This is a genomic window from Nonomuraea sp. NPDC004186, assembly GCF_053603495.1.
This window is the reverse complement of sequence record NZ_JBSGFQ010000037.1, coordinates 35873-49234: the sequence shown is the minus strand read 5'-3', so window position 1 is coordinate 49234 and position 13362 is coordinate 35873. Positions and strand designations below refer to the sequence as shown.

General features: G+C 70.6%; 14 protein-coding genes. 6 read left to right on the top strand and 8 right to left on the bottom strand.

The features are described from left to right. Position 1 precedes the first annotated feature (1 nt). From ACWEPL_RS28185 to ACWEPL_RS28175, 3 genes are read left to right on the top strand one after another with little or no spacing between them, the layout of a single operon-like run. The gene (locus ACWEPL_RS28185) at positions 2–352 is read left to right on the top strand and encodes a cupin domain-containing protein (protein WP_350731311.1); all 351 of its coding nucleotides are present in this window, start codon (positions 2–4) and stop codon (positions 350–352) included. 32 nt (positions 353–384) lie between these two features. Beyond that, positions 385–1458 (top strand): adenosine deaminase, encoded by a 1074-nt coding sequence (locus tag ACWEPL_RS28180; RefSeq protein ID WP_350731313.1) that lies wholly within the window; start codon positions 385–387, stop codon positions 1456–1458. Further along, complete coding sequence (locus ACWEPL_RS28175; RefSeq protein ID WP_363962334.1) at positions 1455–2066, top strand: PH domain-containing protein; 612 nt, start codon at positions 1455–1457, stop codon at positions 2064–2066. The genes ACWEPL_RS28180 and ACWEPL_RS28175 overlap by 4 nt, the downstream gene beginning before the upstream one ends. Here ACWEPL_RS28175 and ACWEPL_RS28170 read toward each other — a convergent pair. Genes ACWEPL_RS28170 through ACWEPL_RS28160 form a run of 3 tightly spaced genes read right to left on the bottom strand, consistent with a single transcriptional unit; the run spans position 2056 to position 4905 of the window. Further along, positions 2056–2784: an enoyl-CoA hydratase/isomerase family protein gene (locus tag ACWEPL_RS28170; protein WP_452437917.1), complete on the bottom strand. Its 729-nt coding sequence runs from the start codon at positions 2782–2784 to the stop codon at positions 2056–2058. The genes ACWEPL_RS28175 and ACWEPL_RS28170 overlap by 11 nt on opposite strands. Continuing rightward, on the bottom strand, positions 2781–4241 hold the full coding sequence (locus tag ACWEPL_RS28165) for an AMP-binding protein (RefSeq protein ID WP_452437916.1): 1461 nt from the start codon (positions 4239–4241) through the stop codon (positions 2781–2783). The genes ACWEPL_RS28170 and ACWEPL_RS28165 overlap by 4 nt, the downstream gene beginning before the upstream one ends. Next, positions 4201–4905 (bottom strand): TetR/AcrR family transcriptional regulator, encoded by a 705-nt coding sequence (locus ACWEPL_RS28160; RefSeq protein ID WP_452437915.1) that lies wholly within the window; start codon positions 4903–4905, stop codon positions 4201–4203. The genes ACWEPL_RS28165 and ACWEPL_RS28160 overlap by 41 nt, the downstream gene beginning before the upstream one ends. A gap of 81 nt (positions 4906–4986) precedes the next feature. Here ACWEPL_RS28160 and ACWEPL_RS28155 point away from each other — a divergent pair, with 81 nt between their 5' ends. Together ACWEPL_RS28155 and ACWEPL_RS28150 are read left to right on the top strand one after the other, a co-directional pair. Further along, positions 4987–5802 (top strand): MerR family transcriptional regulator, encoded by an 816-nt coding sequence (locus ACWEPL_RS28155; RefSeq protein ID WP_363962338.1) that lies wholly within the window; start codon positions 4987–4989, stop codon positions 5800–5802. A gap of 52 nt (positions 5803–5854) precedes the next feature. Then, positions 5855–6340 (top strand): GyrI-like domain-containing protein, encoded by a 486-nt coding sequence (locus tag ACWEPL_RS28150; protein WP_452437914.1) that lies wholly within the window; start codon positions 5855–5857, stop codon positions 6338–6340. Between the two features lie 42 nt (positions 6341–6382). Here the strand turns inward: ACWEPL_RS28150 and ACWEPL_RS28145 are convergent, their stop codons facing one another. Continuing rightward, positions 6383–7612 (bottom strand): serine hydrolase domain-containing protein, encoded by a 1230-nt coding sequence (locus ACWEPL_RS28145; RefSeq protein WP_363963093.1) that lies wholly within the window; start codon positions 7610–7612, stop codon positions 6383–6385. A gap of 245 nt (positions 7613–7857) precedes the next feature. On the opposite strand from ACWEPL_RS28145, the gene ACWEPL_RS28140 reads away from it, so the two are divergent. Continuing rightward, the gene (locus ACWEPL_RS28140) at positions 7858–8616 is read left to right on the top strand and encodes a helix-turn-helix domain-containing protein (protein ID WP_452437913.1); all 759 of its coding nucleotides are present in this window, start codon (positions 7858–7860) and stop codon (positions 8614–8616) included. 2 nt (positions 8617–8618) lie between these two features. Here ACWEPL_RS28140 and ACWEPL_RS28135 read toward each other — a convergent pair whose 3' ends face one another. Genes ACWEPL_RS28135 through ACWEPL_RS28120 form a run of 4 tightly spaced genes read right to left on the bottom strand, consistent with a single transcriptional unit; the run spans position 8619 to position 13350 of the window. Further along, positions 8619–10253, bottom strand: a complete 1635-nt coding sequence (locus ACWEPL_RS28135; RefSeq protein ID WP_452437912.1) for a phospho-sugar mutase — start codon at positions 10251–10253, stop codon at positions 8619–8621. Beyond that, the gene (locus ACWEPL_RS28130; RefSeq protein ID WP_363962342.1) at positions 10250–11053 is read right to left on the bottom strand and encodes a purine-nucleoside phosphorylase; all 804 of its coding nucleotides are present in this window, start codon (positions 11051–11053) and stop codon (positions 10250–10252) included. The genes ACWEPL_RS28135 and ACWEPL_RS28130 overlap by 4 nt, the downstream gene beginning before the upstream one ends. 3 nt (positions 11054–11056) lie before the next feature. After that, the gene (locus tag ACWEPL_RS28125; protein WP_397371150.1) at positions 11057–12361 is read right to left on the bottom strand and encodes a M20/M25/M40 family metallo-hydrolase; all 1305 of its coding nucleotides are present in this window, start codon (positions 12359–12361) and stop codon (positions 11057–11059) included. Next, a complete protein-coding gene (locus ACWEPL_RS28120) occupies positions 12358–13350 on the bottom strand; it encodes an Lrp/AsnC family transcriptional regulator (RefSeq protein ID WP_452437911.1) in 993 nt (330 codons plus the stop codon). Before ACWEPL_RS28120 ends, ACWEPL_RS28125 begins: the two co-directional genes overlap by 4 nt. Between the last annotated feature and the right edge of the window lie 12 nt (positions 13351–13362).

The window sequence follows — 13362 nt, the reverse complement described above, 5'->3', positions numbered from 1 at the left end:
CGTGGTGAGAAAGATCGAGGGCCCGGCCCGCATACCCGTACCCGGCGGCAAGCTCATCGACGAGCACATCGGCCGCGTCAGCAGCGGCGACGACGGGATCTCCATAGCGCACATGACCGCCCCGCCCGGCTGGGAGGAGCCGCCTCAGCGGCCGCAGTTCATCGAGTACACGGTTGTGCTGCGCGGCCTGGTGATGGTGGAGCACGCCGAGGGCACGACCGAGGTCGCGGCCGGGCAGTCGGTGGTGACGTCGCCGGGGGAGAGGGTCCGTTACAGCGCAGGTCCCGAGGGTGCCGAGTACATCGCGGTGTGCCTGCCGGCCTTCTCCGCCGAGAGCGCAGGGCGCGACTGAGCCGTACGCGAGGGACGCCCTATCATGGCCAGATGAGTCCCACGCTTGACGAGATCCGGCGGGCTCCCAAGGTGCTGCTGCACGATCACCTCGACGGCGGGCTCCGCGCCGAGACGATCGTCGAGCTGGCCAGGGAGACCGGCTACGATCGGCTGCCCACCGACGACCCCGACCGCCTGCGCCACTGGTTCGAGGAGGCGGCCGACTCCGGCTCGCTCGAGCGCTACCTGGAGACGTTCGCCCACACCGTGGGGGTCATGCAGACGCGCGAGTCGCTTGTCCGCGTGGCCGCCGAGTGCGCTCAGGACCTCGCGGCCGACGGCGTGGTCTACGCCGAGGTGCGGTACGCGCCCGAGCAGCACACCACGCGCGGGCTGAGCCTCGACCAGGTGGTCGAAGCGGTGCTCGAAGGGTTCAAGCAGGGCTCGGAGGGGCGCGGGATCCGGGTCGGCACGCTCCTGACGGCCATGCGGCACCAGGCGCGGTCCATGGAGATCGCCGAGCTGGCCGTGCGCTACCGCGACGTGGGCGTGGTGGGGTTCGACATCGCGGGGGCCGAGGCGGGCTACCCGCCCACGCGGCATCTCGACGCGTTCGAATACCTCCAGCGGGAGAACGCCCACTTCACCATCCACGCGGGCGAGGCGTTCGGGCTGCCGTCGATCTGGCAGGCGATCCAGTGGTGCGGCGCCGACCGGCTCGGCCACGGCGTACGGATCATCGACGACATCTCCGTGTCCGAGGACGGCTCCGCCAAGCTGGGGCGGCTGGCCGCGTACGTGCGTGACAAGCGCATCCCGCTGGAGATGTGCCCCACCTCCAACCTGCAGACCGGGGCCGCCCCGTCGATCGCCCAGCACCCCATCGGGCTGCTGCGGCGGCTGCACTTCAGGGTCACGGTCAACACCGACAACCGGCTGATGAGCTCGACGAGCGTGTCGCAGGAGTTCGCCAAGCTGGTGGAGGCGTTCGGCTACGGCTGGGACGACCTGCAGTGGTTCACGGTCAACGCGATGAAGTCGGCGTTCCTGCCGTTCGACGAGCGGCTGGCGCTGATCAACGGCGTGATCAAGCCGGGGTTCGCGCAGCTCAAGTGGCAGCCGTGAAACAGACCTACCGGTCCAAGACGGCGTTCGTGCTCGCCTGGGTGTGGCTGGCCTTCGTCGCGTTCAACGTCTGGGACCTGATCGCCCACTACACCGGCAAGTCGTCGCTGGTGGCGCTGGCCGTGCTCGGCGCGCTGACCGCGCTGGTCTACGTGATCGCGATGCGCCCCGCCACCGTGTTCACGGAGGCGGGGCTGATCGGGCGCAACCCGCTGCGCACGACGTTCCTGCCGTGGGCATCGATCGAGGACGTGACGGTGTCCCACTCGATCAACGTCGAGCACGGCGAGGAGCGGGTGCTGCGGTTGTGGACGCCGATGAGCAGCGCGCGGGAGCGGGCCAGGGCGCAGCGGCGCGGGGCGCCCAGGCAGCAGCGCGGACGCTTCAGCACCGAGCCCACGCTGTCGAAGGCCGAGCAGGCGGCCGTGGAGGCGTTCGCGGGCAAGACGCACGCCGACTGGGTGGGCGACCAGATCCGCGACCGCGCCGAGTCGGCCAGGCGCCGCGAGGAAGAGGCGGCGCCGGCCCGGGTCACGTGGTCCTACGACTCCATCGCGGTGCTGGCGGCGGCCGTGGTCCTGCTGGTGGTGGCGATCGTCATCGCCTAGCCCGGTTGACGAAGCGGGACATGCCCTCCTGGGCGATGCCCGACTCCTCGACCTGCTCGGCGGCCTCCGTCTCCCTCGCGAAGGCGCGCTCGACCTCGTCCCGGGACGGCCTGAGAAGTGTCAGGTGGACCGCCGTGGCCGTGCCCGGCCGGGTCCAGTGGCGTACGCGTTCGATCGCCGCGTCCAGCAGCCGCTCCTGGGGGACGATCTCGTCCAGCAGGCCCGTGGCCAGGGCCTGCTCGGCGGTCATCCGGGTCGAGTCGAGCACCAGCTTCAGCGCCCTGGCGCCCACCAGGCGGGGGAGCAGGTAGCTGGCGGCGTTCGAGACGGACAGGCCGATGTGGTTCTCCGGCAGGAAGTACTCGGTCGCCAGGGTGCCGATGCGGGTGTCGAAGCACAGCGTCCACTCGGCGGCCCCGCCCACGGCCAGGCCGTTGACCGCCGCCACGACCGGGACCCGCGTCTCCAGCACCGCCCTGGTCATGTCGTGGAAGAGCTCCACCTCCTCGACCAGCGACTTTCCGGCGGCCTCGTGGATGTCCTCCCCGGCCGAGAACGCCCGGCCGGTGCCGGTGACCACGACGCCCCTGACGTCCTCGCCGCACGCGCGGATCGCGGTCGCGAGGTCGCGGCGCATGCCCGCGGTGAGGGCGTTGAGCTTCTCGGGGCGCGCGAGCGTGATGAGGGCCACCCCGTCGCGGTCGGTCACTTCGATCATGCTCTCTCCTTGGGGATCGCGATGGCGGGGGCTGCGCGTTGGTCCTTTTTGGGATCGAGGAGGTGGCGCTTCTCGATGCGGGACGACGGGGTGAGCGTGAACTCCGCCACGAACTCCACGTACTCCGGGATCTTGAAGCGGGCCAGCCGCTCCCTGGCGTGGCCGATGATGCTCCCGGCCGTCCCGGCGTCGGGGACGTGTCCCGGGCGGAGCTGGATGAACGCCTTGGGCAGCTCGCCGAACAGGTCGTCCGGAACGGGCACCAGCGCGGCCTGGAGGACCGCGGGGTGCTCGGTGAGCACGCCCTCCACCTCGGCGCACGAGATGTTCTCGCCACCCTTGCGCACCATGTCCTTCAACCGCCCGGAATGGTGGATGTAGCCGTGCTCGTCGCGGAAGCCGAGGTCGCCCGTGTGGTACCAGCCGCCCCTGAACGCGTGGGCGGTGGCCTCCGGGTGGTTCCAGTAGCCGTTCATCATGGGCGTGCCCCTGACCAGGATCTCGCCGGTCTCCTCGTCCAGCGTGACCTCCTTGCCCGGGTACGCGAGCCCCATGGCGCCGGTGCCGACCGTCTCCACGGCGTCGATGGGCACCCCCAGGTCGGGGCCGCTCTCCGTGGATCCGTACAACTCGCGCCATGGCGCGCCCCAGCGCTCCTCGAACGCCCGGTGCAGGTCCGGCCGGATGCCCGAGCAGAGCACGAGGCGCATCCGGTTGTCGCGGTCGTGGGGGTGGGGCGGCTGCTTGTGCAGGAGGAGGGGCATCGAGCCGAGTACGTACGTGAGCGTCGCCCCGTGCTCCCGGACCGAGGCCCAGAAGCCGGAGGCGGAGAAGCGGGGGAGCACGACGAGGGGGATGCCGCCGACGAGGCAGAAGAGGGTGGCCCACTGGGGGTCTATGTACGAGTACGGCTGGGCGATCAGCATGACGTCGTCGTCGCGCAGGCGGACCTGGTCGGCGATGAGCCGGGCGGTCCTGAGCCAGTAGTCGTGGGTGAGCATGCAGGCCTTGGGGAAGCCGGTGGTCCCCGACGTGTACTGAAAATTCGCGATTTCGTGGGCTAAAACCGGACGCTTGTCACGGGGTTCAGCGTCGAGGACGTAGACCGTACCCGGGATGTGCGGGGCGTGCTCGTCGGTGGTCAGGGTGGCCACGGCGCCCGAGTCGCGCAGGACGTGCTCCAGGTCGGCGGCCCGGTAGCGGACGTTCACCGGCACGGTGACCGCGCCCGCCTTGAGCACGGCCAGCCAGCTCAGCGGCCAGCCGGGGACGTTGTCCATCATGATCGCCACCCGGTCGCCCGGCCGGACGCCCTTGTCGATCAGCGCGGCGGCCAGGCCGTCGGACCGGGCGTCGGCCTCGGCGAAGGTGAGCGAGGTGTCGGGGAAGCGGAGGAACTCGCGCGTGCCGTACGTGCTAGCGGCGTGCCTCATCAGGTCGGGGATCGTTGCGTGCATCCGGCGGCTCCCACGGGAAGTCGGGCAGCAGGGAGAGGTCGAGGGTGGCCCCGGCCGGGGCGGGCGCGCGGACGGCGGCCAGGCCGATCGTGACGAACTCGGCGCACACCTGCTCCAGCGTGGAGTCCCCGTCGGGGCGGTACCACTCGCTGGTGCCGGTGCACATGGACATCAGGGCGAGGCGGGTCAGCTTCTGGTCGGCGACGCGGAACACGCCCTGGGCGACGCCGTCCGCGAGGGCGTCCTTCCAGTGGGCCTCGTACGCGTCGCGCAGGGCGATGATCTCGTCGTGGGCGGCGGAGCCGGGGGTGAGGGAGCGGAGTTCGCCGTCCATGACGCGGCTGGTCATGGGGCTGAGCGCGTGGACGGAGGTGAGGGAGCCGATCAGCAGGGCCAGGCGGTCGGTGGGGCTGTGGACGTTTTCCAGCATGCGTTCCGTGGCGTCGATCAGCCCTTGCTGGGCGACGCGCATGAGGTCGGCGAGCAGGGACTCCTTGCTCGTCACGTGGTGATATATCCCGGCATTGGTCATGCTGACCGCTTTGGCCAGGTCGCGGATGCTCGTGGCTGCATAGCCCTGCCGGGCGAACAGCAGCACCGCCGCCGTCCTGATCCGCCGGTTCGCATCCTCGCTGGCAGTCCTACCGAACGTTCGGTCGCCCATGATGGGAAAAATACCCCATGTCTTACGAAATCGCCATAGGTTGACCCTGACACCGTGTCAGGCCGTAGACCTGGAGCCGTCATGTTCAGCATCGGAGATTTCGCCAGGCTCGGACTGGTCTCGGTACGCATGCTGCGTCACTACGACGCCATCGGCCTGCTGCGCCCCGCGCACGTGGACCCCGTCAGCGGCTACCGGTCCTACCAGGCCGCGCAGCTGTCCCGGCTCAACCGCATCGTCGCGATCAAGGACCTCGGCTTCACGCTGGAGCAGGTCAGCGCCATCCTCGACGAGAAGGTGAGCACGGAGGAACTGCACGGCATGGTACGGCTGCGCCGCGCCCAGCTCGAAGCCCAGATCAGCGCCGACCTGGCCAGGCTCCGGGGCGTCGAGGCGCGACTGCGCACCATCGAGACGGAAGGGCACATGAGGACAGCCGAAGTCGTGCTCAAGAGGGTGGACCCGGTCCGGGTCGCCGAGCTCAGCGCCAGGGCGGCCAGCTACGAGGGGGAGGACATCGGCCCGGTCATCAAGCCGCTGTTCCGGGAGATCTGCCGCCGGGTGGAGGCCGCCGGGGTGAGCGTCGTGGCTCCCGGCCTGGCCTACTACGTGCCCGACGACGACGGCTCCGTCATGGTGCACACGTGCCTGCCGGTTTCCGTACCGCCCGGCCCCTACGACTTCGAGATCGTCGACCTGCCTCCCATCGAGACCGCGGCCGCGATCATCCACGAGGGGCCGATGGAGGCGGTGGGTCCGACGTTCCAGGCGCTGGCCCACTGGATCGAGGAGAACGGCTATCGCTCCCTGGGCCTGGCCAGGGAGATCTCCCTGCACTGCCCGGAAGACCCGGACGAGTGGGTCACCGAGCTCCAGATCGAAGTGACGTCGGCGTAGCCGATGAGTTTCGACCGCGCGCCTGGTCTGAAGGACGAAGGAGGAACACGACATGCCACGGATCGTCGAATTTCCCGAGCGCCCCTACATCGGGATCCGCAAGACCATCACCATGACCAGCTTCGGCCTGGTCGGGGACCGCATCGGTGGGCTCATCGGCTGGCTCGCCGAGCGCGGGGTGTCCCCGGCCGACGCCCCGTTCTTCAGGTACGACAGCATCAACATGCCGGAGGACCGGCTGGTGGTGCAGGCGGGAGTGCCCGTTCCGGCGCCGGTGGCGGGTGAGGGCGAGATCTTCGCCGACGTCCTGCCCGCGGGCCGCTACGTCACCACCTCCCACCACGGCCACCCGGACCAGCTGAGGAGCGTCATCGCCGGGATGCTGAAGTGGGCCGAGGAGCAGGCCCTGACCTGGGACATGACCGAGAAGGACGGGACGGAGCACTGGGGCTGCCGCCTGGAGTTCTACAAGACCAACCCCATGGTCGAGCCCGACCTGAACAACTGGGACATCGACCTCCAGTTCCGCCTGGCCTGACCTTCGAGGGAAAGCAGGGCCGGAGAGGACCCGGTGCTGCGGTCAGTCGTCGATGGCCTGGTAGAGCGTGGTCCAGAAGTCGTTCATCACCCGCGCCGGGTCCGGGACGGTGTACCCGACCTGGGTGAGCAGGATTCCGGTGAGCCGCTTGGCCGGGTCGGCGTAGGTCGAGGTGCCGCTTCCGCCGTCCCAGCCGAACTGGCCGACGGAGGCGTAGTCGCCCCGGTACGTGCGCACCGCCATCCCCAGGCCCCAGCCGCCCTGCTGCCCCTGGCCGAAGGACACGTGGACGTTGTTGACCGCCAGCGCGTGCCGGGCGGCCTGCTGCTCGGCCGTGAGCCGGTTGGTGGTCATCAACTCCACCGCGGGCCGCGACAGGATCCGCTCGCCGCCGTGCATGCCGCCGTTGAGCAGCATCCGGAAGTAGGCGTGGTAGTCGTCGGCGGTGGAGACCAGCCCGCCGCCGCCGCCCTGGAACGCCGGAGCCTGGTTCCACCGTCCGCCCTTGGCCTCGTCCCACACGAGGAACTCGCCGGTCTGCGGGTCGGGGGCGTACAGGTCCGGCAGCCGGTCGATCTTGTCGTCGGGCACGTGGAAGCCGGTGTCGGTCATGCCCAGCGGCTCGAAGATGCGCTCGCGCAGGAACTCCTCGAACGACCGGCCCGTGACCCGGGAGACCAGCACGCCGACCAGATCGCTGCTGATCTGGTACTGCCAGCACTCGCCGGGCTGATGCATCAGCGGCAGCTCGCCCAGGCGGCGCATCCACTCATCCTGCTCGGGCACCGGCACCGGCAGATTGGGCGTGAGCCCCCGCTCGAAGATCGCGTTCAGGATCGGCGTGCCCAGCGCCGTCATGTCCATGCCGAGCCCGAACGTGGAGGTCAGCACGTCCCGCACGGTGATCGGCCGGCGCGCCGGCACGGTGTCGTCCAGCGGCCCGTCGATCCGCTTGAGCACCTGGCGGTCGGCCAGCTCCGGCAGCCACGCGTCCACCACGTCGTCCAGCCGCAACCGGCACTCGTCCAGGAGCACCATCGCCGCCGCGATCGAGACCGGCTTGGACGTGGAGGCCATCCGGAAGATCGTGTCCCGGCGCATCGGCGCGCCACCGTCATGACGCATCGTCCCGATCGCCTCGACGTGCGTCTCGTCGCCGCGGCCGACCAGGGCGACCAGCCCGGGGATCTTCCCGGACTCGACATGCCGAGTCAGCACCTCACGCAGCCTGCGCAGCCCCGCTTCGGAGAAGCCGCCGTTGCTGTGTTCCATCATGAATCTCCTCGCGCACATTGTTCGGGGATCTCTGAACGACTGCGACATTACATTGCGTTCACTGATCGGTCAACACACAAAGGCAGACTGTTTGGCTAGCTAGAGCGGTAAATGCGGAGCTGCTTTGCAATGACTATGGAGCTGAACGCAAAAGCTGATCAAGAAGTGGATTGCAATGAGAATCCGCGCGAATGCATACTGTGCAGCGGGGCCGCACGGCGAGCGACAGGAGACGAGCACCGATGCCCGGAGGCAGACTCACCAACGAGGACCGTCAGCACATCGCCGCGGGGCTGGCCGAGGGGCTCGGATACGCGGAGATCGGCCGGCGTCTGGAGCGGCCCGCCTCGACCATCATGCGGGAGGTCACCCGCAACGGCGGACCCGACGATTACGGGGCGGAGCGGGCGCACGAGGCCACCCGGCATCGCGCGCGCCGTAACAAGCAGGCTCAGCCTCCGGCGTCGCCGATCCCCGAGGGCGGCCACGGGCGTGACCCGCAAGAGGTGCGGGACTTCACGGAGTCCTTCACCGCCCTCCTCGTCCAGCAGGGGCTGCCCCAGATGATGGCGAGGGTGCTGGCCTGCCTGTACATCACCGACTCCGGCACCCTCACCGCCGCCGACCTGGTCCAGCGGCTACGCGTCAGCCCGGCGTCGGTCTCGCACGCCGTCGCCTTCCTCGAACAGCAGGGAATGCTCAGGCGGGAACGGGTCCCCGGCAGGCGGCGCGAACGCTATGTCATCGACGACGAGATCTGGCTCCGGTCCATGCTCGCCGGCCTGCAGATGAACGAGGCCCTCGCGGCCGCGTCGCGGCGCGGAGCCGAGATCCTCGGGGCCGCAACCCCGGCGGGCCTGCGCTTCGAGTCCTCCGCCGAGCTCCTTCACCTCGTGAGCGAGGCCTTCCGGCAGGTCATGGAGCAGTGGCGGCAGGGCCAGGCCGCCCGGCAGCCGGGCACCCTGACCCCACGGGACGAAACTCCTCCAGGTCCGCGATAGCTTCAGAGGCCCAGGCCGGCGGCCAGGTCGGCCTTCAGGGCTGCGAGATCGCGGGCCGCCTGCTCGCGGGCCTGCGCGACCTCCCCCGTCACCGGCACCACGACCTCCAGGTAGCACTTCAGCTTGGGCTCCGTGCCCGAAGGGCGGACGACCACGCGGCCGTCCCCCGACAGCAGGTATCGCAGCCCGTCCGTGGGCGGCAGGCCGCCGTCGCCCTTCGCCAGGTCGTCCGTACGCGTCACCGCCCGGCCGCCCAGCGCGGTGGGAGGGTGGGCGCGCAGGCGGGTCATGGCGTCGGCGATCAGCGACAGATCGGACACCCGGAAGGAGAGCTGGGACGTCGCGTGCAGCCCGTAGCGGTGGGCCTGGTCGTCCAGGAGGTCCAGCAGCGTACGGCCGGAGCGCTTGGCCGCCGCGGCGACGGCCGCGACCGTGAGGGCCGCCCCGATCCCGTCCTTGTCCCGGACCGGCAGGCCCGCGTCGGAGCCGACGCTGTAGCCGATGGCCTCCTCGTAGCCGAAGACCAGCCCCGGACCCGCCTTGATGATCCACTTGAAGCCCGTCAGCGTCTCGCCGTAGCGGACCCCGTGCGCCCGGGCGATCTTGCCCAGCAGGGTCGAGGAGACGATGGTGGTGGCCACCATGCGGTCGCCGGCGGTCTGCGTGATCACGTGCTCGGCCAGCAGGCCGCCGACCTCGTCGCCGGTCAGCATGCGGCACGTCCCGTCCGGCAGCGGGACCCCCACCGCGCACCTGTCGGCGTCGGGGTCGTTGGCCAGGACCAGGTCGGCGTCCAGCTTGGCGGCCAGGGCGATGGCCAGGTCCATCGCGCCGGGCTCCTCCGGATTGGGGAAGGAGACCGTCGGGAAGTCGGGGTCGGGGTCGCGCTGTTCCTCGACGGCCACCGGGGTCTCGAAGCCGGCGGCCAGGAAGGCGCCGGTGAGCGTGGCGGCGCCCACACCGTGCAGGGGCGTGTACGCCACGCGCAGGTCGCGGGCCTCACCCAGGGGCAGGGCGGTCACGGCGGCGAGGTAGTCGTCGACGATGCCCTCGCCGAGCTCGGTGAGCGTGCCGGGACCGTTCAGCGGGAGCCGGTCCACCCGTCCGACGGCGTCGATGGCCGCCGAGATCTCGCCGTCGACCGGGGGCACGATCTGGGAGCCGTCGCCCCAGTAGACCTTGTAGCCGTTGTCGCGCGGCGGGTTGTGGCTGGCGGTGACCGTGACCCCGGCGTCCGCGTCGAGGTGGCGTACGGCGAAGGCCAGCACGGGCGTGGGCAGCGGACCCGGCAGGAGGGACGCGTGCAGCCCGGCGCCCGTCAGGACGGCGGCCGTGTCACGGGCGAACACGTCGGACTTGTGGCGGGCGTCGTAGCCGACGACCACGTGCTTGCCCGGCCCGAGGACCCGGGCCAGGCCCGCGGCGGCGCGCATGACGGTGACGCGGTTCATCCGGTTGGGACCCGCGCCCAGCTCTCCCCGCAGGCCCGCCGTGCCGAACTCCAGCTTGGCCCCGAACCGGTCGCGCAGGGCCTCCAGGTCGCCGCCGTCCAGGAGCCGGGAGAGCTCGTCACGGGTCTCCGGGTCCGGGTCCTGGGCCAGCCACTCCCGCGCCGCAAGCACCAGATCCTCGCTCACAGCCGGTCCACCACCTTGGCCAGCAGGACGCCCATGCGGGCCGCCGTGGACCGGCCGACCTCCAGGACCTCCTCGTGGTTGAGCGGCTCGCCCGCCAGCCCCGCGCCGGGGTTGGTGACCAGGGAGACGCCGAGCACCTCCAGCTTCGCCTCCCGGGCGGCGATGGCCTCCAGGACGGTGGACATGCCCACCATGTCGCCGCCCAGCGTGCGCAGCATGCGGATCTCGGCCGGCGTCTCGTACGTGGGCCCGCGGAAGGCCACGTAGACCCCCTCGGAGAGGCTCGGGTCGACCTCGCGCACCAGCTCGCGCAGGCGGCGCGAGTAGACCTCGGTGAGGTCGATGAACGTGGTGCCGGTGATCGGGTTGGCCCCGGTCAGGTTGATGTGGTCGCTGATCAGGACCGGGTCGCCGACGTTCTGCGTCTCGGGGCGCAGGCCGCCGGCGGCGTTGGTGAGCACGAGCGTGCGTACGCCGGCCGCGGCCGCCGTACGCACTCCGTGGACGACCGCGTCCACCCCGAGCCCTTCGTAGAGGTGCGTGCGCCCGAGGAACACCAGCGCGTGCCGCCCCGCCGAGGTGCGCACGACGCGGATCTTGCCGCCGTGCCCCGCCACGGCGGGCGCGCGGAAACCGGGCAAATCAGTGAACGGGACCTCGCTCACCGTCTCGCCGATGGCATCGGCGGCGGGCACCCACCCCGACCCCATGACGAGAGCCACGTCGAAGGTGCCGAGGCCGGTCGCGCTCTTGAGAGCCGCGGCGGCCTCATCTGCCAGGGTGTATGCGTCGTTGGTCACAACTCAGTAGTTTAGGAGGAGCCTGTCCAGCACCCGCACCCCGAACTGCAGGGCGTCCACCGGCACCCGCTCGTCCACGCCGTGGAACATCGAGGCGAAGTCCATGTCGGCGGGCAGCCGCAGCGGCACGAAGCCGAACCCGCGCACCCCCAGGTCCGCGAAGAACGTCTTGTTGTCGGTGCCGCCCGACATGCAGTACGGGATCGCCCGCGCCGCCGGGTCCTCGGCCTTGAGCGCCGCGATCATCGACTCGACCAGCGCCCCGTCGAACGTGGTCTCCAGCGCGATGTCGTGGTGCACGAACTCGCGCCGGATCTTCGGCCCGAGCAGCGAGTCGACGGTCTTGAAGAAGTCCTCCTCGAACCCGGGCAGGAACCGCCCGTCGACCACCGCCGTGGCCTGGCCGGGGATGACGTTCGACTTGTAGCCGGCGTCGAGCTGGGTCGGGTTGGTGGTGTTGCGCAGCGTCGCGCCGACGAAGCGGACGAGCGGCCCGATCTTGTCCAGGATCGGCTGCGGGTCGTCCTCGTCGAACGGGATCCCGAACGCGTCCGCGACCTCGGTGAGGAACTGCCGCACGGTCGGCGTGTACGTGAGCGGCCAGTCGTGGTCGCCGATCCTGGCCACGGCCTTGGCGATCTCGGTCACGGCGTTGTCGGAGTTGAGCATCGAGCCGTGCCCGGCCGTGCCGTCGGCGATGAGCTTCATCCAGGCCAGGCCCTTCTGGGCCGTCTCGATCAGGTAGAGCCGCAGAGACGGGTCCACCTCCAGCGAGTAGCCGCCGACCTCGCTGATCGACTCGGTGACACCCTCGAACAGCTCGGGGTGGTTCGCGGTGAGGTACTTGGCGCCGTACACGCCGCCGGCCTCCTCGTCGGCCACCCACGCGAACACGAGGTCGCGGCGCGGCCGGCGCCCGTCGCGCTTGAGCTGGCGCAGCACGGCCAGCATCATCGCGTCCATGTCCTTCATGTCCACGGCGCCGCGGCCCCAGATGTAGCCGTCGCGCACCTCGCCGCCGAAGGGGTCGACGGACCAGTCGGCCGCGTTGGCGGGCACGACGTCCAGGTGCCCGTGCACGAGCAGGGCGGGCAGGGACGGGTCGGTGCCCTCGACCCGGGTGATCACGTTGCCGCGGCCGGGCTCGCTCTCGATGTACTTCGAGTCGATCCCGACCTCGGCCAGCCTGGCCATGACGACCTCGGCCGCGGCCCGCTCGCCGGGGCCCGTGCCGTCCCCGTAGTTGCTGCTGTCCACGCGGATCAGCTCTGCGCAAAGGTCGGCGACTTCGTTCTCGGCAGGTGTCATGGCGTCTTCTCCCAACGATGATCCAACGTGAGCAAACCGGACTTGTGGAGGTGGCCGCGCTTGTAGGCGCGGGTGATCAGGGTGAGGTCGCTGTCGGCGATCTCGTCATACTGCCCGACGACGCCGGTCATGAAGCGGTAGAGGTCGGCCTCGTGCGCGGCCACGACCTGCACGATGAGGGAATGGCTGCCCGAGGTGGCGGCGCAGTAACGCACGCTCGGGTGCCCGGCCAGCCGCTGCCCGACCAGGTCCAGCCCGTACGGCCGGACCTTCAGCCACAGCATGGCCTCGACCTCGAGCCCGAGCAGCGCGGGCTCCACCTCGGCCCGCGGCAGCAGCAGCCGCCGTTCGATCAGCGAGGTCACCCGCCTGCGCGCGGTCGGCACGGAGACGTCGAGGCGCTCGGCGACGGTGGTGAAGGCGATCCTGCCGTCGGCGGCGAGCAGCTGGGCGATCTCCTCCTCCAGGGGCGACAGGCCCTCCTCGTCGGGCAGGCACTCGGGGGGCGGCGCGGGTCGCAGTTCGAGCACCTCCTCCTCGCTGAGGTACGGCGCGTGCCACTCGGCCACGGTCCTGAACGTGTGGAGCACGACCTGAGCCTGCGTCTGCCGCACGCCGTAGATTTCGGACATCTGCGTGGACAGTACGTGATGCAGATCCTCGCGGGACGGGGAGACCAGCTCACAGCCGATGTCGGCGGCGCCGGTCAGCGCGTAGACCGAGCGCGTGTCGGGCCGGTCGGCCAGCGCCTCGGCCACCTTGCCCGCCGTGCCGGGGCGCACCTGGACGTGCAGGTGGACGGGCCGACCGTGACCGGTGCGCAGGTCGTCGTAGATGGCCGTGACCCGGACGATCCCCTCGGAGATCAGGCGCTGTAGCCTCCTGGCGACCGTACGTTCGTGCTCACCGACGACCCTGCCGATCTCGCCCCACGAGGCGCGCGGGCTGACCTGGAGCGCGGCGACGAGGCGCCGGTCGAGAACGTCCACCTGCAACCTGTT